The following is a 24,155-nucleotide window of genomic DNA, read 5'->3' as shown; positions in this document are numbered from 1 at the left end:
GCGATAAAATTTTCCCTACCCTTTTCAATCCAACTATCCGAGCAAAGGAAGTAACTAAAGGAGAAACAATGAAACTGTATTATTCCAAAGGTGCCTGTTCGCTAGCTTCCAGAATTATCATCAATGAATTGGGATTATCTTGCGAATATGAATCCGTCGATTTGCGAACCAAAAAAACCGAATCTGGTAAGGATTACCTCTCGATTAATGATAAAGGTGCTGTTCCAGCATTAGAAACAGACCAAAATGGAATTCTTACCGAGAATGGGGTGATTTTACAATATCTGGCAGATAAAGAAAAAGTGGTGGAATTATTACCATCTACGGATGATTTTAACCGTTATCGTATTCTTGAGTGGCAAAATTATGTTGCGACGGAACTGCATAAGAGCTTTGGTCCATTATTTAATCCTACCTTATCGCAGGAAGTGAAAGATCAATTTTTTAAGCCATTACTAAATGCAAAATTAAGTTATGTGGATAAGCATCTTCAACTCAAAAAATACTTGCTGGGTGATCAGTTTACCTTAGCGGATGCCTATATGTTGGTGATGATTAATTGGGCGATATACTTTAAATTTGACACAGAAAAATGGCCTCATTTGATGCAATATTATCATCTAGTCAAGCAGCGAAAATCTGTTCAGCAATCATTGCAGCAAGAAAGTTTGTTGTAAAATCCAATTCGGATTCAATTATAGAAAGCCAAAAAAAAGCTGAATGATGAATTCAGCTTTTTAAAAACACGAAATATTTTTATTAAGTTTTTTCAGTTAGATGATTCCTTTCTAAAAATTTTTCGATTTCCCTTTCGGCTTGTTCTTTTTGATAACCGTAATGACGTTGCAATTTACCTTCCAGCTCTTCAAAAGTTCCTTGCATAGTATCGATTTCGTCGTCTGTTAATTTTCCCCATTGTTGCTTTAATTTCCCTTTAATTTCTTTCCAGTGACCTTTTACAATGTCTTTATTCATAATATCCCCTCCTTTTGACCATTTATTATTATGGGACTTGCACTCACGGACCTCTACGAACAAGGTGCACAATGAGTGATAAAACAAATAAGATTATAAAAATGTAAAAAAGAATTTTTGCAATTCCGGTCGCTGCAGCGGCAATACCAGTAAAACCAAAGACAGCTGCAATGATAGCTAGAACCAAGAACGTGAAGATCCAAGATAACATAAATCACCTCGTAAGGCCGCCCATCTATATTCACGTTACGCTTATCACAAAAAAGAATCAAGTTAACGAGTTTCAACATTCAGTATTAATTTAATAATAATCAGTTAGATCCAGATTTTAATTTTCTAACTGCTTGAAGAAGGGGAGAAAAAACCAAGGCTATGAATCTATAAGGGAATATTTTAAATGTTTATTATCTAAAACTTCGCGAAGATTTAAATTGGTCCATCTCCTTAAACTCAATCTCGCCGTCCCAATTACGGTATCCAAATTTTTTATTTTCATAATCTACAAATTCAATTCCTTCTTTTATTGTGAAAGGCTGTTTGCCACTCATAAGCAATAAAATTTCATGAGCCAATGCGGGATGTTTTTCATAAAATTCTTTTTTAAAGTAGATGGGGCCATGGTGATTGCCTTTGCGAAATGCAATAACATTCTGAAAATCTACGCCGCCCACTGCAGTTAGCTCATCTTCAGTGTCACGGTTTTGCTCTGTGTAGCCGCCGATAACATCTGTAACATAGTAGTATTGATCATTTGCGCGTTTTGCTGCTTCGCGAATACCAAATGAAAAACTAATCAGAGCTGAGAATGGAAGTCCGCCGCCTTCTTGATGTGAACCGATATCCAAGCTATCTATGCTGGCATAATTAGAAGGCGTTTTAGGCCGGGTGACATTCGGCCAGAATCCACCCGCTTCAAAAATCTCGTTTATGCTTCTATCATCGCCCCGGAATGCAAACACTGAACCTAATCGCTGATACATGCCTCTTTTGGCTAAATTCGGGTTATCTTTAAAAATAGAACTATAAGGTAATAAGGGCGAAGCTTTTCGATCTTCAAAATAAGTATGGCTTTTGTCTTTAAACAGCGTAAAAGGTTCCTGTTTCTTGGGGTTTTGTTTTTCAAAATAAGAAGGGTCACGTGCAGTTGGGCTGAGAATAGCTGCGCAGGGAGAAGTATAAGTATCGATGTCTTTTGTTTGATAAGTATAGTCGGGAATACAGGCGACAAAACCCATTTTTGAAAAGTCTTCGAAATGAGGTTTAATATCAAGCGCTGAGCCGTTTGCTGATAGGGTTTTCAAAAGTTCTTCATTGTTTGTGTCCAACAGTAAAGGAAGTTTAGTGATTTCAGGATGGTTTTCAAATGCTTTTAATCCTACTTTGATCAAAGTAGCAACTGTATCATTATTAATTTTGTTTTCTAGCTCATCTTTGTGTTCAAAAGCATAGGTCAAAAGGGCCATTTGAAATTGCATGGCAAGCTCTGGATCGTTGCCAAAATTTAAAGACGTAACTTCTGATTCCGCAATGTCTTTTTCGGTTAATTCAGATTCGTAAGGTGAGAAGGTAATTTGGAGAACAGAATCGTCATTTCGATTATAAGCCATTAATTGCAAAGAAAATTGGTTATTATGCTTGTTATGGATGAGTAAGACCTGCTTATCGATTGTAGGTATTTGTTCGCTTTTTTGAAAAAAAACAGGCATTTTCATTTCCTCTCACTATAGTATTTTCAAGCGTCGAACTGTTTATAGTATAGCAAATGAATAGTAGGTTTTTATCCAATAAGATAGCCTGAATTTGATAAAAATTTTTATCTTTATTTATTTCCGGAATATAGTTAAATCAATTTGTTTTCGAATTTTGCCCGATTGAATTAACCATTTAATTTTCTGAATATCAGGTGCAAAATATCTGTCTTTGTCGTAGGTATCAACGTGCTGCCGCACCAGCGTATGTATTCTTTCAAGCTGTGGAGAGGATTTAAGCGGGCGCAAGAAATCAATCCCTTGGCACGCTGCCAATAGCTCGATGCCAACGATCGTGGCAGTATTTTCTGCCATTGGCAGTAAGCGGCGTGCCGCATAGGTTGCCATGCTAACATGATCTTCCTGATTGGCTGAAGTAGGCAAACTGTCTACGCTCGCCGGGTGAGCAAGCGACTTATTTTCACTGGCGAGGGCCGCTGCCGTCACTTGTGCGATCATGAATCCCGAATTGACGCCTGGATTATTTACTAAAAAAGCAGGCAAGCCGCTGAAATGTGGATCAACAAGTAAAGCAATGCGTCTTTCAGAGAGTGCACCGATTTCAGCAAGGCTGACTGCCAGCGCATCCGCGACGAGCGCGACCGGTTCTGCATGAAAATTTCCGCCTGAAAGAACCGCATTTTGCTCGATAAAAACCAATGGATTATCGGATACAGCATTCGCCTCTGTTAGCAGCACTTCGCTAATATAATGCATATGCGAAAGGCATGCGCCCATGACCTGCGGCTGGCAACGCAGCGAGTAGGGATCCTGTATCTTGTGACATTGCTGATGGGAGTCGCGTATCTCACTCTGCTGTAAAAGTTCACGCAGCAAACTTGCTACTTTTATTTGTGCTGCATGGCCGCGTATAAATTGAATACGTTCGTCAAAAGGCGTATCACTCGCGCGTGCGGCATCCACGGATAGCGCACCTGCCACCAGCGCAGATATAAAAATTTCTTCCGACGCCAATAAGCCCATGAGGGCGAGCGCTGTTGAAACTTGTGTGCCGTTGAGTAGCGCTAACCCTTCCTTGGGCGCGAGTTGTAAGGGTTTAAGATGAATGTGGGCGAGGGCTTCTATTGCCGTGATAATAGTACCTTGATAGCGAACATGGCCTACACCCAGCAAAACAGCTGCCATGTGCGCGAGCGGTGCGAGATCACCGGAAGCGCCGACTGAACCTTGAGAAGGAATACAGGGGTAAAGTTTTGCGTTGTAAAGTTGAATCAATGCATCAATCGTTTGCATTCGCACACCGGAATAACCGCGTGCCAGGCTATTAATTTTCAGAGCAAGAATGAGTCGTACAGTCTCATCATTTAAGAGCTCCCCCGTGCCTGCCGCATGAGAGAGAACGAGGCTGCGTTGCAGGTTTTCAAGGTCAGCCGGATTAATGTGTGTATTAGCTAGTGCACCAAAGCCGGTATTTACGCCGTAGACAACTTGATTTGCAGCGATGATGTCTGTAATTACTTTTTCGGCAGCATAAATGGAAGCAAAACAGCTTTTATCCAGTTCAAGTATCCGATTTTCATCCAGCAAAAGACGGATGTCAGACAATTTCAACTGGCCGGGTTTGAGCGTGAATTTCATGTTATCAGCCTTATTTCACCATGGGCAATTTCAAATGATGTTCTTTTGCACATTGGATGGCGTCTTCGTAGCCGGCATCGGCGTGTCGAATCACGCCTGAAGCGGGATCATTGGTTAATACACATGCCAGGCGTTTTACAGCCGCATCGCTGCCGTCTGCGACAATGACCATACCTGCATGCTGTGAATAGCCCATTCCTACGCCACCGCCGTGATGGAAGCTCACCCAGGTAGCACCGCTTGCACAATTAATGAGTGCGTTTAATAAAGGCCAATCTGATACGGCATCGGAACCGTCTTTCATATTTTCGGTTTCGCGGTTCGGACTGGCGACGGATCCCGAGTCAAGATGATCACGGCCAATTACAATCGGCGCTTTTACTATGCCATTCCGGACCATTTCATTAAAAGCGAGACCGATGCGCGCACGGTCCCCAAGTCCGATCCAGCAAATGCGTGCAGGTAAACCCTGGAAGTGTATGCGCTGCCTGGCCATGTCTAACCAGTTATGCAAATGTGTATCGTCGGGCATCAACTCTTTTACCTTTTCATCCGTGCGGTAAATATCTTCCGGATCGCCTGATAAAGCGACCCATCGGAAAGGGCCGACACCGCGGCAAAACAATGGCCGAATATAGGCGGGTACAAATCCCGGGAAGTCAAATGCATTATCTACGCCCATGTCTTTGGCCATTTGCCGGATATTATTGCCGTAATCAAAAACCGGAATGCCCTGCTGATGAAATGCCAACATTGCTTTAACCTGAATGGCCATGGAAGCTTTGGCGTCATGAATAACGCGTTTGGGGTCAGAACGACGCAATTCCTCTGCCTGTTCCAGCGTGTAGCCGCGCGGCAAATAACCATTTAAGGGGTCATGTGCGCTGGTTTGGTCGGTGACCATATCGGGTTTGATGCCACGCTCGACCAGCTGAGGATAGATATCCCCTGCATTTGCCAGCAGACCTACTGAAATAGGTGTACCTGACTCCGTATGTTTTTTAATAATGGCCAATGCTTCATCAAGATGTGTTGTTTGCAGATTGAGATAACCTGTTTCAAGCCGTCGCTCAATGCGTTTGGGATCACATTCCACTGCAAGCATGGATGCACCAGCCATGGTGGCGGCAAGTGGTTGTGCGCCACCCATGCCGCCTAAACCTGCGGTGAGAATCCATTTACCCTTAAGATGACCCGCGTAATGCTGTCTGCCTGCTTCACTAAATGTTTCGTAAGTGCCTTGAACGATTCCCTGACTGCCGATATAAATCCACGAACCTGCCGTCATTTGGCCGTACATCATCAAGCCTTTTTTATCTAATTCATGAAAATGTTCCCACGTGGCCCAATGTGGGACGAGATTGGAATTAGCAATCAATACACGCGGTGCGTTGATATGCGTTTTTAAAATACCAACAGGTTTTCCTGATTGAATCAGCAGGGTTTCATCGTCATTTAAATTGGTAAGCGATTCCACGATCTTGTCAAAGCATTCCCAGTTACGTGCGGCGCGAGCAATGCCGCCATAAACAACCAGATCACTGGGTGCTTCCGCCACGTTTGGGTCCAGATTATTCATCAGCATGCGCAACGCTGCTTCAGTCAGCCAGCTTTTTGCTGTTAACCTTGTGCCATGCGACGCATGAATGACACGTGTTGAATCATGTCGGCGTGTGGTCAATCCCATGACGATTTCCTTTTTTTATGGTAGTGGATGATGTCATAAACACAGTGCGCGGCCAGTTTGGCAGTGCGCCCATCAACATCATACGGAGGTGATAATTCTGCAATGTCATAACTGATAACTTTGCCGGAAGCAGCCAGCTGGCGAATAAAAGGCAGCACTTGCCAGGGAGTTAAGCCCAACGTTTGCGGTGCGCTGACGCCGGGTGCATAAGGCGCAGCAAAAACATCCAGACAAAGACTCAAATAGATCAGTTGATTTCGGTTAATAACTTCGCTAACAAAATCAATGCAATTCTCATATCGTGATTGATGTAGTTCTTCAGCGAGAAAAATATGCGTGTCATAACGCTTTGCTGTTTCAAACAATGCACGCACATTGCCTGCACGCTGAATCCCGATGCAATTGTAATCAAAGCGACGTTGTGTAGCACGGTGTGCTTCAGCGATTTGTAAAAAGGGCGTACCAGAACTCCCCTGGTGATCAGGCAGCAGAGGACGCATGTCAAAATGGGCATCAAAATTAATAATGCCCAAACTTTCCTGCACAGAGTATTTTGCAATACCCTGATAATGCCCCCACGCGACTTCATGGCCGCCACCGAGTACGATGGGCGTGATTCCCTGCCGCAGTAAAAGAGAAGCAGCTTCCCCTAGCGCATGCTGCGCGCTTTCCAGATCGCTGTCTGTACAGAGAATATCGCCCGCGTCAAAACAGGTGAGTGGTTGCGTTTGCACAGCGAGTCTCGCCAATGCGGTGCGGATGGCGAGCGGACCTTCTGCTGCGCCAGTACGGCCAAAATTGCGGCGAATGCCTTCATCGCAGCGAAAACCCAGCAATGCAAATGCAGGGAAGTGATCGATCACAGGAAGCGGTTCTTTTAGATTGAGTAACTGAATGACTTGAAAGAAACAGGCATGAGCAGGTGAATCCGCTCGGCCCTGCCATACGGTAGATTCGGGTGGATGATAATGTGAAATCCATGGGGCCATCCATCATGCTCCTGTTTGTCATTTTGTTGTATTCTCATGGAGTTGTTTCATAATGGCAAGCGTAGAAGGATTTAATTTGACAGGATAGGCTTTAATGGAAAAACAATTCGACGCGATTTGGATCAATGCGGTGATGGCGACTTGCGAGCAAGGCTATGGGCTCATTCAGGAAGCAGCCATTGCAGTGAAAGAGGGAACCATTGCCTGGCTGGGCGCAATGAACGCGCTGCCTGGCAAACCGGATGCGCTTGCTGATCAGGTTTACGATGTAAAGGGATACTGTCTCACACCGGGGTTAATTGATTGTCATACTCATTTAATTTATGCCGGAAACCGCGCATCCGAATTTGAAATGCGGCTGCAGGGTGTTTCTTATGAAGAGATTGCGCGGCGCGGCGGCGGTATACAATCCACCGTACGCGCGACCCGTCAGGCTTCATTTGAAACATTGTTACAGGCGAGTTTAAAACGTGCCCGGGCATTGCTGGCGAGTGGTGTGACCACGGTGGAAATAAAATCCGGTTACGGTCTCGACTGGGATACAGAGTTAAAAATATTGCGTGTTGCAAAACGCATCGAGGAATTACTACCGATGACCGTATGCACGACTTTTTTAGGCGCCCATACCATACCCGTAGAATATCGTGAAGCGCCGGATGCTTATGTGGATTTGGTCTGCGAAGAAATGATACCGAAGGTTGCCCGCGAAAAGCTTGCCAGCGCTGTCGATGTTTTTTGTGAAAAAATTGCTTTTAATTTGCAGCAGACTGAGCGTGTGTTCAAGACGGCAAAGCAGCACGGGCTTGCAGTTAAATGTCATTCAGAACAATTATCCGATTCCGGCAGCGCTTCCTTGGCAGCCGCTTATCAAGCCTTGTCAGTTGATCATCTCGAACATATTTCAGAAGCGGGTATAAAAGCGATTGCGCAATCCGGCACGGTCGCTGTATTGCTGCCAGGTGCCTATTATTTTTTACGTGAAAAAGCACAACCGCCTGTTGAATTATTACGCCAGCATCGTGTCCCGATGGCGATTGCTACGGATTGTAATCCAGGTACTTCACCTCTTTTGTCCCTGCTAATTGCTTTGAATATGGCATGCACACTCTTTCGTCTTACACCGGAAGAAGCATTGACAGGCGTGACACGTTATGCAGCGAAAGCACTGGGTTTGCACAAGCAGGGAACGTTAACGTTAGGTAATTATGCTGATTTTGCCGTCTGGGAGGCAGCGCATCCGGCGGAACTCGCCTATTATATAGGCGGGAATCCGCTGCGACAGTTGGTCAAACGAGGGAAGATAGTGGACTCTAAAGCAGGGGCTTAGCCTCAGAATCTTCCTATTGGGCATTGCCGATTATAGCGTGTGCCTTCCTTAATTAAGACTAAATTTTGCACAGATTTTATTTTTTATCAAATACCTTGCCTATACAAATGAGAATGATTATCATTAACGCGGTTATTTACCGGACACCTTTTCCATAACAACAGGAGTGAGTATGAAGCACAAGCTGTCACGTCTTGCCATTTTATTTGCAGCAGTATTTTTTATATTCCTTCCAGCGTGGGCGGATGCTCAGCCAATGGTTATTCGGACGGAAACAGGCACTGTGATGCTCGCTAAACCTGCCACCCGTATTGTAGTCCTGGAATTTAGCCTGTTGGATGATCTGCTTCAGTTAGGCATCAAGCCGGTTGGTCTTGCTTCCAGCCGTGCCGACGAAGGAACTAACCCGCCTTTTCTGTTATCTCAAATCCAGGGCATTACCGATGTAGGAACACGACAGCAGCCGAATCTGGAAAAAATCATATCGTTGCGACCGGATCTGATTATCGCGGACAAAACCATGCAGAGTGAGATTTATCCGCTCCTGACAAAAATCGCACCTACGCTGATGTTGAATGGCCTTTTAGGCGATATTGATATCCAGATAAATAATCTGCAGATCTTGGCGCAAGCAACAAAGACCCAGAATAAAGTAGCGGCGTTATCAAAACGGCTGCGTGATCAGTATGCGGCCGCAAAGAAAATAGGCACTGCTCATCCTGCGCGCGTCATTATTGGTTATGTCAGCAATGCTGGGCAGTTTCAGGCGCTGACCGCCAATGCATTGACATCAAAAATTCTCAATGATTTTGCTCACCCCAATGTGATTACTGTTTCGCGCAAGGAACAGTCTACGCCTGTGCCGCTTGAGACGCTGTTAGCACAGGATCCCGATAGCATCGTCGTGTTGCTGACAGACGGCGATCTCAATCCGTATCGCGCTCTGATCCGCAACCCATTATGGCAAACCTTACGGGCTGTTAAAATGAAGCGTGTTTACTTTATGGATAGGGATTTGTGGGCTAAAAATCATGGCATGTTAGCCACAGAATTAATGTTAAAGCAGGCTGTGGATACGCAATTTCTGACAAATCAGCCAAATACCGCGTTATAAAATTAGGAGGAGAGATCAATGATAAACGTAGCAATTATTGGATGTGGTCACGGCGGACAGGCATTAGCCGCGGACTTATCGCAAAAAGGTTGTAAAGTCAGTTTGTATGCTCATCCGGATCATCCTGGTGGAATTGCGGCGATCGCGAAAGCACGCGGTATCCAGGGCAAGGGGCTGATCAATCAATTTGTGCCTATTGCGCGGGTCACGACGGATCTACAACAGGCGATGGAACAGAGCGAATATATATTTCTTGTGCTACCTTCCTATGCTCATGAAGCCATGTTTATTGAAATGCTGCCTTATTTGAAACCTGGCCAAACCGTCATTACGCTGGCAGCCAATTTTGCGTCGCTTAGCTATCTGAAGTTGTTAGAAAAAACTGGCAAAATGGCGGACATTGACATGATCGATATCGCCTCACTGCCATATGTTTGCCGTTCGGATAATGCCGGGACGGTAGAAATTATTGCGGTCAAAAAGAAACTGGCTGTAGCCAGCATTCCTGCCGCTGCCATTCATAAACATATTCGCAAATTAGGGCCGGTTTTTCCCTGCCAGATGATTACCTATCAGGATGTGCTGTCACTTGGGATGAATATTACCAGCGGTATGACGCACCCTGCTATTACTTTGCTGAACGCAGGCAGGATAGGCAAAGGCAAGGAAGTTTTTTATTTTTATAAGGATGGTATTACACCCGAAATTGCCAGTGTGATCGAACGGCTCGACGCGGAACGCCTGCGCATTGGTCAGCGTCTGGGACTTGAAATGTATGAGTACTTGGATTTGATGGCGGAATATTATGGTACACGTTACGAATCCGTCTATCAGTTTTTCCGTGAATCACCAGCGCATAATGCTTTGCCGCTTTGCCCTTCTTCCCTGCAGGAACGCTATATTACACAGGATGTGGCGGGGCTTATGGTGCCTTGGTATGGGCTAGGCAAGCTGGTGCACAGTGAATCATTTGTCATGGGTAATCTGATTAATATCGCAAGCCTCCTCAACAATACCAATTACTTGCGAACAGGCTTGAATCTGGCGCGGCTCAATCTGCATGACAAAACCATTGAGGAAATCATGCAATATGTCACGTACGGACGTTTATCTGCTTCATTAAGTCCTTATGATATTTGCAGCGGTCACCTAAAGCAGCCCGCTTGCCAAACGACTTGTTTCGGTAATGTCGCATGATGTGGCTTCCGGCAGCTTTTGCAAGTGCTGTCATTTTTGGTATAGGTGGCTTCTTGCTCAAAGTGGGTAGTCATAAAAACTATCCAGGGGCAAGCATGCTACTCGGCCTTTATACCGCTGGCAGCATTGTATTTCTGGGAGCCTTGTTAACAGGCGGGTCTATTGTGCTGAACAGCGGGGTGCTTGCATTCGCCCTGCTGATTGGACTCGGTTCGTATTATGGTAATTCCTTTCTGGTCCGGGCCTATGATACAGGCCCCGCTTGTCTGACATCACCGCTGATGAGTTTAAACATTCTGCTAGTCATTATCATGTCAGCCTTGATTTATCATGAAAAAATTTCCGGCTGGCAGTATGCAGGTGTTGCCTGCATGATGACGGCGGTTTCGCTTCTGGGTGCCAATTTTAGCAACACATTAATTAAAAGCCGAATGTGGGCACTCTTTGTCGTACTTGCCATCCTGTTTATTTTTATGCGCGAAGGTGGATTAAAAATTGCCCATGAGGCAGGGATGAATAATATCAACGTGCTGTTTTTTGGATATTTGTTTGCAGGGGCTCTCGCTATTAGGAAACTTTTGAAAGATAATCGCGGGCAGCCTCGCTTACCCTTGTTGGAAGAAGCTGGAATGGGTGGAGCGATGGTGATTAATACGCATCGGCCTGCTTTTTTATTAGGCGCTGCGATAGGCTTGTTTTCAGCAACAGGAATGGGTTTATTGGCTTATGCCATTGCTCGCGGCCCGGCATCCGTTATTGTTCCCATTTTTTCGGCGCGCAATTTTGTTGCCGTGATATTGCTGGTGGTGTTCTTTAAAGAGAAACTGTCTTTGCTACAATGGGCAGCGGTAGGGCTATTAATAACCGGAATTTTATTGATTTCTTGATAATGAAAAAAAAGACGTTCGGCCATGTGTCACCCGCTCGCTGGCTAATGCTAGGTTTCATGCTTATTGTTATTTTTGCGCTTTGTGATTTAAAGTGCGGCGCCATGAATTATAGCTGGCATGACCTCATAGCCGCTATTCAGCATCCGGGCGCTACGGACGAGACAACCATCAATATCATGCAAGTGCGTCTGCCGATGGTACTGATGGCAATGATGGCAGGCAGCGGCTTGGCCATTGCAGGATTATTACTGCAGCGTGTTACACAAAACCCTTTGGCGTGCCCCAGTTTATCAGGCATTGAATATGGTGCGGCACTCAGTGTAATTATCAGTCATATGCTAATGCCACAGATTGTGCGGCCGGCGGCAATTTCCGTTGCCGTGTTGGGCGGATTGCTCACGTATTTTTTAATGCAGGCCATTGTTAAAAAAATAGGAGCCTCAACACTTGGTATTACCTTGATTGGTGTGGCGTTTAATTCTCTCTATTATTCTGTGATTCAAGCCGTATTATTGGCTTTCCCCTATCACGCACAAGCCATTTTATATGATTTAAATGGTTCGCTGCATGGGGTGACCATGCATGATATCCAATTTATTTGTCTGCCTTTTATTGCATTAATGATGGCTGCGTTTTTGTTGGCGAAGCGGTTGGACTTGCTGGATCTTGACGAATTCCAAGCAAATACCCTGGGTGTTGCTATTCACCAATATCGGCTATTTCTGCTGGGCTTATCCATTCTGCTCGCGACACTGTTGACCAGCATCATTGGGCCGCTGCTTTTCTTTGGTCTGGTGATACCCCATCTAGTAAAACCTCTCACTCACAAGAGTTACCACCTTATGTTCTTTTGCGCCGTATTTGGGGCTGCCTTCCTGCTGATCGCGGAATTCATGACACGTATTGTTTCGCCTCAAACACCGCCACCAGTAGGGATTATCATGCTATTGATGGCCGCACCCTTGCTGCTATTCATTACTCGACGGTATGTTGCGTATGATCAAAGCTGATGCTTATTTTCCTTACCGACGCATGTTTGGCCTGTTTGCGCTTGGACTCAGTTTGCTGCTGGGCGGCTTTTTTATTCTGGGCCTTTTGGTAGGCACTGTTCCGCTCGGTAAATTATTTCATTTGCAAGCAGACGCACATCGCGCGGCCGATTTTATTATCCGACTGCGATTCAACAGGGAAATCGCCGCTATTTTCTGCGGCGGGATGCTGGCGATGGGCAGCGCCATGCTGCAAGCGTTGACACGCAACGCCATGGTAGCGCCTGATTTGACAGGGCTAACTTCTCTGGGGTGTCTGTTGATTGTAGTCTGTGAAATACTCTGGTTGAAATCACCTGTCATGAATGTGGTCATGGGCACGGCCGGCGCCATGCTTGGATTTATCCTTTGCTTCTCGTTTACCAAAAATCAGCAGAGCAGCAATCGTCTCGGTGTAATATTGGCAGGCATTAGTATCAGTTTTACAGCGACCGCTTTTTTACAGCTGCTCATTCTCAACGCCCCTCAGGATCTGGATGATTATCTGCATTTTCTTACGGGAACGTTATATGCCATTAATGATGAAACAGTGACATTAATTATAATGATGGCACTGGTAGCATTGCCTGCTGCGTTGATGTTAAGCAAATACTTTAATGTTCTTACCTTGGACGATCAAACCTGCCACAGCATTGGTGTGCCGATGAAGCGTTATCGTGTCTATTGTTTTATGACGGCTTCTGTGTTGATTGGCACCAGTGTCATCGGCGTGGGGAATATGGGTTTTTTAGGTATTGTTGCGCCCAATCTTGCGCGTATCCTAGTGGGTAACCGCCCACGTTATGTGTTTGTACTTAGTTTCCTGGTCGGTGCGCTGATGTATTTGCTTGCGGATACACTCGGGCGCTGTCTTATTTCGCCTGCAGAAATTCCTGCGGGACTCATGACAAACATGATGAGCGCTCCGTTATTTTTATATATTTTATTCCGCTACTTTCGAGGTCAATATGAGTGGAATTGAACTTCATAGTGTGACATACCATCACAAGAAACAAGCTCTTTTTTCCGACATCAGTCTGCAAATTCCTCAGCATTGTGTAACATGTTTGGTGGGTCCAAACGGGTCGGGCAAATCAACTTTATTAAAATTGCTAGCAGGCCTTATGTTGCCCCATGCCGGGACTATTCTATTGGATAATGTGGCTATTTCAGGTTATTCACGCAAGGCGCTGGCAAAAAAAATCGCTTATCTCCCTCAGCAGTGCCGAATTCCGGCTAGCCTGACAGTGCGTGAATATGTAGCCCTGGCGAGGTTTTGCCATCAATCTTGGTTCGGGAGATTGAATGCAAATGATCTTGCTGCTATCGAAGATGCAATACGTCTGACCGATTTGTCTATCCATGCAGACCGGCCTGTTGCTATTCTATCAGCCGGCCAACAGCAACGAGCGCGTATTGCACTCATGCTGGCACAACAAGCACAATATCTTTTGCTCGACGAGCCGATGACAGGACTCGATCTTAAACAGCAGCGCAATATGTTGCAGTTGTTGGCGGATTTGCAGCAAAAATATGCTAAAACGATCGTTGTTATTCTCCATGATTTGCATCAAGTAATGGAAATAGCGAATGAAGTCATCTTGTTGAAGAATGGAATCGTTTTAGGGCAAGGCCATCCACGTGAAATGATTAATACGGATTTTTTATTAAAAGCGTTTGATTATGAGTGCGAAGTTTCATCCGTCACCGGGAACAATATGGTTTACATTCTGCCTAAACCTATTGCTGTGAGACATGCACTGGAACCCGTCTCAAAAGCATAGAGCTTGGCTGCAGCTGGCTTATTGTTTCAAGCAGCGCACTTTATACGGCACCTGGTGAAACAACTGAGGCATTCCAGCCTAAAAAATTGTAAACATGCAATCGTGCGATACCCGCACATTCATGCATAGCGAGATCCATTAATACAAAATGATAACTCGAAGGCATAATAGACAGCGACGGTGTTGGAAAATCAGAAGGGACAGGAATTGCTTCGATACCAAAGTGAGAAAAATATGATAGGGCGCGCTTTAAGTGTAGGCTCGAAGTAACCAAAAAAACCTGATCATAATGTTTGCTTTTTAATATCTTGCTGGTGAATTCTGCATTTTTAAATGTGTTTTTACTCGCAGGTTCGAGTTGAATGTCAGTTGGCTGAATGCCTAGCTGAACTAAACTCTCACTATAAACAACCGCTTCAGATACACCACTGCCGCTTGTATCTCCGCCGCTTACAATAACTGTACATGCGTTGCCGCTTTTTTTACATGAAAAATAAAGTTGCGCTGCTCGGTTTATTCTTGAGTAAGCAAGCAATGACGGCTTTACAGCCTGTATCTCATTGTATTTATGTTTCATCGTGCCTGCTCCTAATAACACGATGGCATTGGTTTTTTTCCAGTCAGACGGCTGAGTGTAGCTGGCGAAAGGAGATTCAAGCCAGTTAAGCAGTAGCGCTGGCAAAATTCCATCACCGACTAAAAGAAAACTGGATAGCGAAGCCATAAACAGGATGAGACTGGTTTTGCTGTATCTGAACAATGCTAAACCGCCCGCTAATAAAAAAACACAAAAAATGATAATGGTTGCCACCGCTCGCTCCGAATTAAAAAAAACACAAATACAAACGATCAGCGTAAAATAAAATCCCCGCATTTTTACAGCATAAAGAGTACACCAGAAATAACGTGACGTCGAATGATTAAAATAAATCATTCAATCGGTTATTTCTAGTTTAAGATTTTCTTAAGTTTAACTTGCTAGCGTATTAATGAAAACAGTGTGTAAGTGCTAAGACAGAATTGATTGCATCAAGGAAGCTCCATCATCGCGGATGAAATATAAGGAGATACTGTCATGACACTCAATATCCACGACAAAAATACACTTACCGAATATATCCACCATCACCTGCATACCAAAATAAAATCAAGCACAGGCTGGAAAAATTTTTCACAGAATGTCGAATTAACTCATGCGCTTGTGCTTGATATTGCTGATTCAACATCATTGCAATTGCTAGTAAAAAAGATAAATGAAATGAATAACACACGTGATGCCAAGGAGCGTATCGTACTGCGTGCTGCAGCAGGCGGCCTCGATGAGGAATACAGTGAGTCGTATTCGTTAACACCATTGATAGATGCGGACGTGGTTGTGCGCCTCGTTGGCCCTGAATTTCAGGCTATCTCGTTAACGCATAACAACAATATCATTAACGTCGGTGCAAGTGTTAATATCGGTAAATTGGATTCTGTCTTGTATGACAAATACAATCTCGTTTTACCTACTTCCAGCTTAATTCCCTATGTCACGGTATCAGGATTATCTGCAACCGCTGGTCATGGTACAGGCAGAGATCAACCCAGCTTTGCGGGATTGATTCGGGCAATTACATTTTGCCTGCCAAATGGAGAAATTGTTAGAATTGACGACACCCATCAAAATTTTGAAGCAATTCGTTCAGCACATTTGGGCGTGTTTGGTATTGTACTGAACATGGAAATCGCATGTGTTGAAGCCAAAAAAATGCAATGCGTGATGGAAGCGCGAAGCGTAGCTGAATTAATCGATGAAATAAGAAGCGGGCTATTTATCAATGATCCTTATGTGAGTGTGATGTATGTTCCAACCTATCAATCCGATGAATTAACCAATCGCGATCTTAAAAATGTCGTGATTTACCGTTGGCGTCCAGTCGAAAAGAGTGTCAATAATGTGAATACGCATTCTGTTTTTTCGCGGTGTTGGCAAGAATTGGAAATTAAGTTACAGGAAGGATTTAAGATTACTGATTTACTTAAGGCTGAGCCGTCAGTGGTTCCTTATTACATGATGTATCTTGTCTCCAAGCTGAAAGTGGGTGAAAAAGATCGTATTTCAGTAGGTCCATGGCCGACCACTCATTACCAAACGTCATTTCCACGAGAAATTAATGATGTCGATTATTTATTTGAAGTGGGCGATCATGGCCATGAAACCATTGTGGCAATAGAAAACTTGGTTAAAACGTTAAGTGAGTTTGCAAAAAACAAGCAGTATCCTGTTACTTATGCAGCTTATTTGCGGCTATTTCAGGGAACCAATGGAGGATTATCCACCAGCATTCATGGTGCGAACAAGCATATTTGCGGATTTGATATTGTTTCAAGTCCAGGTATGCCGGGTTTTGAATCGTTTAGGGAAAAAATGAATGAGTTCTTCTTTCATCAGTTAAACGCAAAACCGCATTGGGGAAAATATGTTCCTGAAGAGATGGACTATGAGAAAATATATGGCAATAATTACATTCAATTCCGTGAAGCCCTTCAGCAATGGCATGAAGAACATCATATCAAATTGGAAAAAAATATGCTCTTAAACGGATTTTTGTGCAAGCTGCTTAAACTGCCATACGCACCGGAATTACAAGCGAATCAGCCCAATGCAGAAAAAAAATGCCAGTCGTTATTATGCTCACGCGAAATGGCTAAGCGAGTTTTGCCTTATATCCAAAGCGAATGCAGCCAGGCAGATAACTTACGCAACTGCTTAAATAACCTTGCTTCAAGCAAGGTCTCTGAAGCAAAACAAAGCTTATTCCAAGCACCTGTTACTATCGCAAAAAATACAAAGAAAAAACGAAAAAAATCCTGCTGTGTGATTATTTAATAAGAAGATAAGGGTGGGTAATAAAACCAGTGCCCACCCGACTAGCTAATGATTACTTTTCATCGATATCTACTTTTTCGATAATGACATTTTCAACAGGTACGTTCTGATGCCCAGCACGTGAGGTCGTAGCAACTTTTTTTATTTTATCCACCACATCCATTCCTTCCGTGACTTTGCCAAATACGCAATAGCCCCAGCCGTTACTGGACTCTGATGAAAAATTTAGAAAATCATTGTCAACAACGTTAATAAAAAATTGCGCTGTTGCAGAATGGGGGTCTGAAGTACGTGCCATAGCGATGGTGCCGCGTTTATTTGGCATCGCTTTATTAGCTTCATTTTGAATCGGTCCTTGCGTCTTTTTTTGCTGCATATCCGCGTTAAAACCCCCTCCCTGGATCATGAAGCCATTCATGACGCGGTGGAAAATTGTACCATCATAAAAACCACTTTTGGCATAAGACAGAAAATTTTCTGCTGTCTTGGGTGTGTGTTCTAGATCTAATTCAATTTTTATAGGGCCATAGCTAGTATGGAGAGTAATCATAAAAACTCCTAGAATTGGTGTTAAATTTTTTAGAAGGGTGAAGTATACTGCTTAAAGTAAAAATGTCGAGAGCGTTAAACTCACTATTCATATTTCTACTGCGACGCCTGTTATTGTTGGTTCCTTGATGATTTTCTACACATTTTCATCGCTAACTGTTCCATGCACGCTTGAAGGCGTAAGCTAGCTTGTTAAGGCTGTCTTTCGCATCACCAAACAATAACCAGGTATGATCCTGAACATACAGTTCATTTTCAACGCCGGAAAAACCGGGATTCATGCTGCGTTTTAATACAATTACTTTTTTTGCCTTGTCGACATTCAAAATAGGCATGCCGTAAATGGGACTGGACTTAATATGACGTGCGGCCGGATTAGTGACGTCATTGGCGCCTACCACTAATACGATATCCGTGTGAGAAAATTCAGCATTGATTTCATCCATATCAAAAAGATCCGTATAAGGCACATTTGCTTCTGCGAGTAGTACATTCATATGACCAGGCATGCGGCCCGCTACGGGATGAATGGCATACTTTATATTGGTGCGATGGCTTTTCAGTTTATCAACGAATTCCCGCAGGGCGTGATGGGCTTGAGAAGCTGCCATACCATATCCGGGCGCAATGATCACTGATTTGGCTTGGTCAAAAAAGGGCAGTGCCTCTTCTACCGTGATAGGCTGAGGTTCTTTTTTGTATTGTGAAGTAGCTGCTCTCCTCTGGTGTGCATCTTCCTCTAGTTTGCCAAATGCGCCAAACAAGACATTCAGGATTGACCGATTCATGGCGCGGCACATTAAAATGGAGAGAATAAATCCCGACGCGCCATCCAACGCTCCGGTGATAATCTGGATGCGGTTACCCAGCATAAATCCCATCATGGCGCCGGTGAGTCCGCCATAGGCGTTAAAAATAGCGATCACGACTGGCATATCCGCGGCGCCAATTGGTGTCACAAGCAGCACACCGAATAAAAATGCCAGGGATAATAAGGTGTAAAATAGCAGATTGACTTGAGGATAAAGGATGAGATAGAGAAGAAGGAGGACCATCCCTGCAAACAGGGAAAGATTGACAATATTCTGGCCTTTATAAGTAACAGGCCGCGCAGGCAGTGTGCCATGCAGTTTTCCCGCGACCATGAGACTGCCTGTGAACGTGAGCGCACCCAGCATGACCTCGATGCTAATAATACTCATGCTGAGAGGACTGAGATTAGATCGGTAGCGATAATATTCTGCAACACCAATGAGGCAGGCCGCGAGTGCGCCGCCCGCATGTGAAAGCGCAATACGCTGGGGAATTTTTGTCATGGGTATCCAGAGCGAAATAGGAAGGCTCAGGAGTGTGCCCAGTATGAGACCCGCGATGATCCATTTATAAGTGACAATATGACTAGCGAAAAGTGTTCCTAAAATTGCAATCAGCATGCCAAGCGAGGCTAAATTCATGCCCCGTCTTGCTGTTTCAGGGGAACTTAATGACTTAATACCTAAAATAAATAAGATTGCAGAAAGCAGATAACAGAGTTGTAACAGATTCATTGCTGATGGCTCTCAGTTTTGCTTTTTTTGAACATGCCCAGAATGCGGTCCGTAATTAAAAATCCACCTACAACATTGATTGTAGAACAGGTGACGGCGATAAGAGCCAGCACATTCGTGATCATGTCATAATTCTCTCCTGCAACGGCAAGCGAACCGACCAGTGCGATACCTGAAATGGCATTGGTAGCTGCCATGAGCGGCGTATGCAGTAGCGGAGGTACACGTGAAATCAGTAAAAAACCGAGAAAACTTGCAAGAACAAAAATATAAACATCGGCTATTCCAATTGTATGTGACATAATGCGATCCCTGCTTACAGTGTGTTACCAACAATGGTAAGACGACCATTACACAGAATTTACCGTATAATTGCAAGTCTGCGCTGTTTTTATTAGCCCGCAGGCAATTTTACTTGTTGAACACTGGGGTGAACCGTTTCTCCCTGATGGGTGATGAGACAGCTTTTAATAATTTCATCAGTAAAATCCCATTCGTTTACGTGGCGTTGAGGGTTGATGTGATTTAGAAAAGCAAAAAGATTGCGTGAATATAATTGGCTTGCGTGTATAGGCAATGTACCCGGCACATTTAAAACGCCGATGAGCGTGACGCCATGCTTGATAATGATTTCTCCCGGTTTAGTGAGCGCACAATTGCCGCCCTGCTCAACAGCGAGATCAACAATGACTGCTCCCTGTTTCATTGTTTTCACCATTTCTGCTGTTATCAGAAGCGGTGCAGGTTTACCTGGAATGAGCGCTGTGCTAATGACTACGTCTGCTTCTTTCAAGTGTTGCTGAATAACGGCTTGCTCTTGCTGATAAAAATCAGCAGATTGTTCTTTTGCATAGCCGCCCGCATCCTGCGCTTCCGCATGGGAAGTTTGCAGACAAACAAACTCTGCACCCAGGCTTTGCACTTGTTCTTCAGCGATAGGACGCGTATCAAAAGCCAAGACAACACCGCCTAGTCTACGAGCCGTTGCAATGGCTTGTAAACCAGCCACGCCTGCACCAATCACAATTATTTTAGCTGGAAGAATAGTGCCTGCTGCTGTGGTCATCATCGGAAAAAGTTTGCCCAGATAATTTGCTGCCATGATGACGCTTTTGTAGCCGGCAATATTGCTCATCGAACTTAAGATATCCATGGATTGAGCGCGTGCAATTCTAGGGACCATGTCCAGGGAAAAAGAAGTGATTTTTTTGGCATTGAGTTTAGCAAGAAGCTCAGGATGGCGAGTAGGAAAAAGTGGCGCAAGCAGAATGCTGTTTGCTTTCATTAAATCCAGCTCATGCAGGCTTTTTTTGTCATTAAAAAGCGGCCGCTGTACTTTAAGCACGATCTCAGCTTGATCGAAAAGCATCTCAGGGCTTGCGGCTATTTTTGCGCCTACTTTTTCATAATCCTGATCTTCAATATAGGAGCGGGCTCCCGCACCGGATTCCACAACCACTTCCCATCCTGCTTTAATCATTTTAGCTACTGTTTCTGGTACAGCGGCGACACGGGATTCTTCTGGTACGATTTCCTTGGGAATTCCAATCTTCACACTCAATCCTTTTTAGCAAAAATGTTCCTGATAATTTATATTATCTTTAGCGCATGTGATAGCTTATTTTTACAGCAGCTACGGTAGCAAGTGAAACGCCAACAACCATGGACTTTTTCGAGCAAAAAAATGCCGAGAAATTTTTAATGACACTGCTAGAGGAACGCTTTTGTTCCAATTCATCAAAAATATCAAGATGCGCCTTGAAAGCCTGATTGGCAAAATCGAAAGACTTTTCAGCCAGTTTTTTGTTATTTAGCCATTGGTGAAATAGTGGGGAAGTTTCCGCGTTGAAGGTATAGAATTTTACACCTGCATCAGGCGCATCCTCAGAATACATGGCTCTATTTTTGAATAAGGCGGTAACACGTGCTTTTGTTAGCGGGCCGCCATGAAAGTCCCCTAGAATGCGCACATAAAAATGGGCGAAGATTTCTTCCGGATCAGTCATTTTGTTAATCGCTGAAATGTATTCGCTTGTTTTTTGAGCGAGCGGATAATCTGTAAAGGTGATTCCACTTTTTTCGCGCATAAAATCGAGATCTTCTTTAATTAACTTTGCGCGTTCCATGACTTCAGATAATTCGTTATGCGAGCAAAGCTCATTACCGTAAGTGCAATTTCGCATCTTTTCTTCGATAGCTTCATAAATAGGCAATAATTCACATAAATGTCTATATCGATCTTTTAATGTAAATTTATCCTGCGCATACCTTATTAGGAAAGGATGTTTATCGAGTTGATCATGCAGCTTTTTTGTTTTCGAATAAATATTCGAAAAATTATTACGATTATTCACTTTTAATTCCTTTTAGTTTATGCTTCCAATTTATCAATTTTGGCAGCGCAGATGAAATCATTTTGCGTTAATCCATCCACCGCATGCGTGGTATATTTAATCAGACAATAGTTATAGCCCACTTCCATATCCGGGTGATGATTTTCCTGATTGGCAATCCATGCAACGGCGTTCACAAAAGCCATGGTCTTGTAAAATCCTTTGAAGCTAAAATGCCGGCTGATGAATTTGCCATCCTGGCTGACTTTCCAGTCTTGAAGCTCGGGAAGCAATTTGTTGATTTCTTCGTGTGTCAGCGGAGGAATGCCGCCTTCGCAGCCTACACAGCGTATGGTATGTAATTCAGGCATAGAGGTACTCCATTTTGATCTTATGGTTGTGAGTCAGTAGCATAAACGGGCTCATACATGCCGAGTTGACGCGCTTGATGTATGAGGTCAATCAAATCCATATCAATTAAATGAAACAATACATCGAAACTATCGATGACATAATAAATGGGCTGCATGATATCAATGCGGTAAGGTGTGCGCAGTACCTCAAGTACATCGAATGCTTTTCGCTGCGGCACGGAGCTCTCCAGTGCATAAGGCGTTTCGCCCATGGAAGAAAGAATCCCGCCTCCGTAGATGCGCATGCCGGCAGCGGTTTGGATGAGGCCAAATTCAATAGTAAACCAGTAAAGTTTTGCTAGCATGACGCGGTCTTGCGGCGACGCTTTTAAGCCCAACTTGCCATAGGTGTGCGTAAAGTCAGCATAAGCCTGATTGGTCAGCAGCGGGCAGTGGCCAAAGACTTCATGAAAAATATCCGGTTCCTGGAGGTAATTGAGTTCTTCACGCGTGCGTATGAAGGTCGCCGCCGGGAATTTACGATTGGCCAGCAGATTGAAAAAACGGTCGAAGGGGATGAGCGCAGGGACTGGCTCAAGGGCCCAACCGGTGATATCACGTAAGACGCTGGATACTTCATGGCATTGCGGAATTCGGTCATGCGGAAGATTTAATAATTCTACACCACGCATATACTCGTCACAGGCGCGTCCCTGCACAATGGGTATCTGACGTGTAATGAGTTCATGCCAGATCTGGTTTTCTTCATCGGTGTAAGCTGCGTTTCCATTCGCGTCAACGGGCCTTGCAACATAGGTCGATGTTTTTTTGTATGCCATAGTGCCATCCTTATGCTATCGATTTAGCCTGGAAATGCGATTTCAATTCCTGCCAGCAAGCCAGATAATCTTTCTGGCGAAAATCGGCGTTATAAGCAGCCGGTGTCAACCGCCATACCTGTCTGGATTCAAACATGAATGCCAGCGTATTGTCATAATATTCCGGTTCTAAAGCGGCTGATACAGCCTTGTTAAAGGCGGCCGCATCGGGGCCATGCGCTGACATGCAATTGTGCAGACTGCCGCCACCGGGAACAAAGCCTGTTTCTTTCGCATCATAGGCGCCGTGAATCAAGCCCATATATTCACTCATGATATTACGATGGTAATAAGGCGGGCGAAAGGTGTCTTTTGCCACCATCCATCGCGGCGGGAAAATGACGAAATCAATATTCGCGACGCCTTGTACCGGAGAGGGTGAGGTTAATACGGTGAAAATAGAAGGATCAGGGTGATCAAAGCTGACGGTATTGATGGTGTTGAAGAGGGCTAGATCATATTTATAAGGTGCATATGTTCCATGCCAGGCGACTACGTCAAGTGGTGAATGGTTAATTGCCGCTTGCCACAATTGCCCCTGGAATTTGGTGATCAGGATAAAGTTACCTTCGCGGTCTTCGAAAGCGGCTGAGGGGATATGAAAATCGCGGGGATTAGCAAGGCCATTTGCGCCAATCACACCTAGTTCAGGTAGACGAAAAGGGGACCCAAAATTTTCACAAATATAACCTCGCGCTTTCTCGGCTATCAATTGGACTTGGAATTTAATACCGCGAGGGATGACGATGAGTTCGCCAGGTTTGGCATCAAGACTGCCGAATTCGGTTTTAAATCGTAGCGCGCCTTCTTGTGGAACAATAAGAAACTCGCCATCAGCGTTATAAAAAAATTCATTGTGCATGGAACGAGTCGCGCAATATAAATGAATAGCAGCACCGCCTTGCATTTCAATGGAACCGTTACCCGCTAGTGTGACCAAGCCTTCAATAAAGCTGCGGGGAACGGCAGGATAGGGCATGGGATCCCAGCGCATCTGTGTTGGTGGCGTATACGCGAGATCGAAAGGAGTGCCTGCAAGATCGGTTTGCAGTACCGGGTGAAATTCACCGTGCAAAACAGAAGGACGTATGCGATATAGCCAACTGGATAAATTGATATGTCGGGGAGAAGTAAATGCGCTGCCGCTTAATTGTTCCGCATATAAGCCATAAGGTACTTTCTGAGGCGAATTACAGCCTTTTACGAGAGCGCCTTCCAGCGCTTCAGATTCGTGATGATTGCCGAGACCCTTCAAGTTAGCGGTATGTTTGTTCATGCCTTAAGATTC

General features: G+C 44.4%; 24 protein-coding genes. 9 read left to right on the top strand and 15 right to left on the bottom strand.

All coding sequences use genetic code 11. The features are described from left to right. Nucleotides 1–68 precede the first annotated feature (68 nt). Nucleotides 69–677, top strand: coding sequence for a glutathione transferase GstA (gstA, locus tag AQUSIP_RS11085; protein WP_114834344.1), 609 nt, complete (start codon nt 69–71; stop codon nt 675–677). 82 nt (nt 678–759) lie between these two features. On the opposite strand, the gene AQUSIP_RS11080 is transcribed toward gstA, so the two are convergent. The 6 genes from AQUSIP_RS11080 to hutG all read right to left on the bottom strand — a co-directional run bounded on the left by AQUSIP_RS11080 (nt 760) and on the right by hutG (nt 6,998). Continuing rightward, entirely contained in the window at nt 760–975 is a 216-nt protein-coding gene (locus AQUSIP_RS11080) for a CsbD family protein (RefSeq protein ID WP_114834345.1), read from the bottom strand. A 43-nt stretch (nt 976–1,018) separates the two neighbouring features. Continuing rightward, nucleotides 1,019–1,186 (bottom strand): DUF1328 domain-containing protein, encoded by a 168-nt coding sequence (locus AQUSIP_RS11075; protein ID WP_114834346.1) that lies wholly within the window; start codon nt 1,184–1,186, stop codon nt 1,019–1,021. 193 nt (nt 1,187–1,379) lie between these two features. Beyond that, nucleotides 1,380–2,681, bottom strand: a complete 1,302-nt coding sequence (locus AQUSIP_RS11070) for a hypothetical protein (RefSeq protein ID WP_114834347.1) — start codon at nt 2,679–2,681, stop codon at nt 1,380–1,382. A gap of 117 nt (nt 2,682–2,798) precedes the next feature. Then, nucleotides 2,799–4,322: a histidine ammonia-lyase gene (gene hutH / locus AQUSIP_RS11065; protein WP_114834348.1), complete on the bottom strand. Its 1,524-nt coding sequence runs from the start codon at nt 4,320–4,322 to the stop codon at nt 2,799–2,801. A gap of 10 nt (nt 4,323–4,332) precedes the next feature. Next, nucleotides 4,333–6,009, bottom strand: a complete 1,677-nt coding sequence (hutU, locus tag AQUSIP_RS11060; RefSeq protein ID WP_114834349.1) for a urocanate hydratase — start codon at nt 6,007–6,009, stop codon at nt 4,333–4,335. After that, the gene (gene hutG, locus AQUSIP_RS11055; RefSeq protein ID WP_114834350.1) at nt 6,000–6,998 is read right to left on the bottom strand and encodes a formimidoylglutamase; all 999 of its coding nucleotides are present in this window, start codon (nt 6,996–6,998) and stop codon (nt 6,000–6,002) included. The genes hutU and hutG overlap by 10 nt, the downstream gene beginning before the upstream one ends. 133 nt (nt 6,999–7,131) lie before the next feature. Here hutG and hutI point away from each other — a divergent pair, with 133 nt between their 5' ends. From hutI to AQUSIP_RS11020, 7 genes are all read left to right on the top strand, one after another. Next, entirely contained in the window at nt 7,132–8,325 is a 1,194-nt protein-coding gene (gene hutI, locus AQUSIP_RS11050; RefSeq protein ID WP_407641501.1) for an imidazolonepropionase, read from the top strand. Between the two features lie 172 nt (nt 8,326–8,497). Next, a complete protein-coding gene (locus AQUSIP_RS11045) occupies nt 8,498–9,439 on the top strand; it encodes an ABC transporter substrate-binding protein (protein ID WP_114834352.1) in 942 nt (313 codons plus the stop codon). 18 nt (nt 9,440–9,457) lie between these two features. Continuing rightward, the gene (locus AQUSIP_RS11040; RefSeq protein ID WP_114834353.1) at nt 9,458–10,636 is read left to right on the top strand and encodes an NAD/NADP-dependent octopine/nopaline dehydrogenase family protein; all 1,179 of its coding nucleotides are present in this window, start codon (nt 9,458–9,460) and stop codon (nt 10,634–10,636) included. Further along, nucleotides 10,633–11,523, top strand: coding sequence for a DMT family transporter (locus tag AQUSIP_RS11035; protein WP_114834354.1), 891 nt, complete (start codon nt 10,633–10,635; stop codon nt 11,521–11,523). The genes AQUSIP_RS11040 and AQUSIP_RS11035 overlap by 4 nt, the downstream gene beginning before the upstream one ends. 2 nt (nt 11,524–11,525) lie before the next feature. Continuing rightward, complete coding sequence (locus tag AQUSIP_RS11030; RefSeq protein WP_170131795.1) at nt 11,526–12,536, top strand: FecCD family ABC transporter permease; 1,011 nt, start codon at nt 11,526–11,528, stop codon at nt 12,534–12,536. Beyond that, nucleotides 12,523–13,536 (top strand): FecCD family ABC transporter permease, encoded by a 1,014-nt coding sequence (locus tag AQUSIP_RS11025; RefSeq protein WP_170131796.1) that lies wholly within the window; start codon nt 12,523–12,525, stop codon nt 13,534–13,536. The genes AQUSIP_RS11030 and AQUSIP_RS11025 overlap by 14 nt, the downstream gene beginning before the upstream one ends. Beyond that, nucleotides 13,523–14,338, top strand: coding sequence for an ABC transporter ATP-binding protein (locus AQUSIP_RS11020; RefSeq protein WP_114834356.1), 816 nt, complete (start codon nt 13,523–13,525; stop codon nt 14,336–14,338). The genes AQUSIP_RS11025 and AQUSIP_RS11020 overlap by 14 nt, the downstream gene beginning before the upstream one ends. A gap of 40 nt (nt 14,339–14,378) precedes the next feature. Here the strand turns inward: AQUSIP_RS11020 and AQUSIP_RS11015 are convergent, their stop codons facing one another. After that, a complete protein-coding gene (locus AQUSIP_RS11015; RefSeq protein WP_170131797.1) occupies nt 14,379–15,149 on the bottom strand; it encodes a YdcF family protein in 771 nt (256 codons plus the stop codon). Between the two features lie 264 nt (nt 15,150–15,413). On the opposite strand from AQUSIP_RS11015, the gene AQUSIP_RS11010 reads away from it, so the two are divergent. Continuing rightward, complete coding sequence (locus tag AQUSIP_RS11010; RefSeq protein ID WP_114834358.1) at nt 15,414–17,207, top strand: FAD-binding protein; 1,794 nt, start codon at nt 15,414–15,416, stop codon at nt 17,205–17,207. Nucleotides 17,208–17,259: 52 nt separating this feature from the next. On the opposite strand, the gene AQUSIP_RS11005 is transcribed toward AQUSIP_RS11010, so the two are convergent. The 8 genes from AQUSIP_RS11005 to hmgA all read right to left on the bottom strand — a co-directional run bounded on the left by AQUSIP_RS11005 (nt 17,260) and on the right by hmgA (nt 24,143). Beyond that, the gene (locus tag AQUSIP_RS11005) at nt 17,260–17,757 is read right to left on the bottom strand and encodes a peptidylprolyl isomerase (RefSeq protein WP_114834359.1); all 498 of its coding nucleotides are present in this window, start codon (nt 17,755–17,757) and stop codon (nt 17,260–17,262) included. 151 nt (nt 17,758–17,908) lie between these two features. After that, nucleotides 17,909–19,303: an NAD(P)(+) transhydrogenase (Re/Si-specific) subunit beta gene (locus AQUSIP_RS11000; protein ID WP_114834360.1), complete on the bottom strand. Its 1,395-nt coding sequence runs from the start codon at nt 19,301–19,303 to the stop codon at nt 17,909–17,911. Further along, nucleotides 19,300–19,605, bottom strand: a complete 306-nt coding sequence (locus AQUSIP_RS10995; RefSeq protein ID WP_114834361.1) for an NAD(P) transhydrogenase subunit alpha part 2 — start codon at nt 19,603–19,605, stop codon at nt 19,300–19,302. Before AQUSIP_RS10995 ends, AQUSIP_RS11000 begins: the two co-directional genes overlap by 4 nt. 92 nt (nt 19,606–19,697) lie before the next feature. Then, a complete protein-coding gene (locus AQUSIP_RS10990; RefSeq protein ID WP_114834362.1) occupies nt 19,698–20,858 on the bottom strand; it encodes a Re/Si-specific NAD(P)(+) transhydrogenase subunit alpha in 1,161 nt (386 codons plus the stop codon). 46 nt (nt 20,859–20,904) lie between these two features. Next, nucleotides 20,905–21,657 carry a biliverdin-producing heme oxygenase gene (locus tag AQUSIP_RS10985; protein WP_114834363.1) on the bottom strand — a complete coding sequence of 251 codons (753 nt, stop codon included), beginning with the start codon at nt 21,655–21,657 and terminating at the stop codon, nt 20,905–20,907. A 17-nt stretch (nt 21,658–21,674) separates the two neighbouring features. Beyond that, nucleotides 21,675–22,007: a 4a-hydroxytetrahydrobiopterin dehydratase gene (locus tag AQUSIP_RS10980; protein ID WP_114834364.1), complete on the bottom strand. Its 333-nt coding sequence runs from the start codon at nt 22,005–22,007 to the stop codon at nt 21,675–21,677. A 20-nt stretch (nt 22,008–22,027) separates the two neighbouring features. Continuing rightward, nucleotides 22,028–22,828 (bottom strand): phenylalanine 4-monooxygenase, encoded by an 801-nt coding sequence (gene phhA / locus AQUSIP_RS10975; protein WP_114834365.1) that lies wholly within the window; start codon nt 22,826–22,828, stop codon nt 22,028–22,030. 10 nt (nt 22,829–22,838) lie between these two features. Continuing rightward, nucleotides 22,839–24,143, bottom strand: a complete 1,305-nt coding sequence (hmgA, locus tag AQUSIP_RS10970; protein WP_114834366.1) for a homogentisate 1,2-dioxygenase — start codon at nt 24,141–24,143, stop codon at nt 22,839–22,841. Nucleotides 24,144–24,155: the final 12 nt, after the last annotated feature.

Origin of the sequence: Aquicella lusitana (assembly GCF_902459475.1) — a bacterium.
GTDB lineage: Bacteria > Pseudomonadota > Gammaproteobacteria > DSM-16500 > DSM-16500 > Aquicella > Aquicella lusitana.
This window is presented reverse-complemented; position numbering and strand designations above follow the sequence as displayed.

Coding starts and splice junctions, on each gene's coding strand:
- AQUSIP_RS11000 (WP_114834360.1), bottom strand. CDS start 19,303: ATGAATCTGTTACAACTCTGTTATCTGCTTTCTGCAATCTTATTTATT.
- AQUSIP_RS11020 (WP_114834356.1), top strand. CDS start 13,523: ATGAGTGGAATTGAACTTCATAGTGTGACATACCATCACAAGAAACAA.
- phhA (WP_114834365.1), bottom strand. CDS start 22,828: ATGGCATACAAAAAAACATCGACCTATGTTGCAAGGCCCGTTGACGCG.
- AQUSIP_RS11035 (WP_114834354.1), top strand. CDS start 10,633: ATGATGTGGCTTCCGGCAGCTTTTGCAAGTGCTGTCATTTTTGGTATA.
- AQUSIP_RS10980 (WP_114834364.1), bottom strand. CDS start 22,007: ATGCCTGAATTACATACCATACGCTGTGTAGGCTGCGAAGGCGGCATT.
- AQUSIP_RS11045 (WP_114834352.1), top strand. CDS start 8,498: ATGAAGCACAAGCTGTCACGTCTTGCCATTTTATTTGCAGCAGTATTT.
- hutI (WP_407641501.1), top strand. CDS start 7,132: ATGGCGACTTGCGAGCAAGGCTATGGGCTCATTCAGGAAGCAGCCATT.
- AQUSIP_RS11070 (WP_114834347.1), bottom strand. CDS start 2,681: ATGCCTGTTTTTTTTCAAAAAAGCGAACAAATACCTACAATCGATAAG.
- AQUSIP_RS10995 (WP_114834361.1), bottom strand. CDS start 19,605: ATGTCACATACAATTGGAATAGCCGATGTTTATATTTTTGTTCTTGCA.
- AQUSIP_RS11080 (WP_114834345.1), bottom strand. CDS start 975: ATGAATAAAGACATTGTAAAAGGTCACTGGAAAGAAATTAAAGGGAAA.
- AQUSIP_RS11005 (WP_114834359.1), bottom strand. CDS start 17,757: ATGATTACTCTCCATACTAGCTATGGCCCTATAAAAATTGAATTAGAT.
- gstA (WP_114834344.1), top strand. CDS start 69: ATGAAACTGTATTATTCCAAAGGTGCCTGTTCGCTAGCTTCCAGAATT.
- AQUSIP_RS11010 (WP_114834358.1), top strand. CDS start 15,414: ATGACACTCAATATCCACGACAAAAATACACTTACCGAATATATCCAC.
- hutU (WP_114834349.1), bottom strand. CDS start 6,009: ATGGGATTGACCACACGCCGACATGATTCAACACGTGTCATTCATGCG.
- AQUSIP_RS11040 (WP_114834353.1), top strand. CDS start 9,458: ATGATAAACGTAGCAATTATTGGATGTGGTCACGGCGGACAGGCATTA.
- AQUSIP_RS11025 (WP_170131796.1), top strand. CDS start 12,523: ATGATCAAAGCTGATGCTTATTTTCCTTACCGACGCATGTTTGGCCTG.
- hutG (WP_114834350.1), bottom strand. CDS start 6,998: ATGGCCCCATGGATTTCACATTATCATCCACCCGAATCTACCGTATGG.
- hutH (WP_114834348.1), bottom strand. CDS start 4,322: ATGAAATTCACGCTCAAACCCGGCCAGTTGAAATTGTCTGACATCCGT.
- AQUSIP_RS11030 (WP_170131795.1), top strand. CDS start 11,526: ATGAAAAAAAAGACGTTCGGCCATGTGTCACCCGCTCGCTGGCTAATG.
- hmgA (WP_114834366.1), bottom strand. CDS start 24,143: ATGAACAAACATACCGCTAACTTGAAGGGTCTCGGCAATCATCACGAA.
- AQUSIP_RS11075 (WP_114834346.1), bottom strand. CDS start 1,186: ATGTTATCTTGGATCTTCACGTTCTTGGTTCTAGCTATCATTGCAGCT.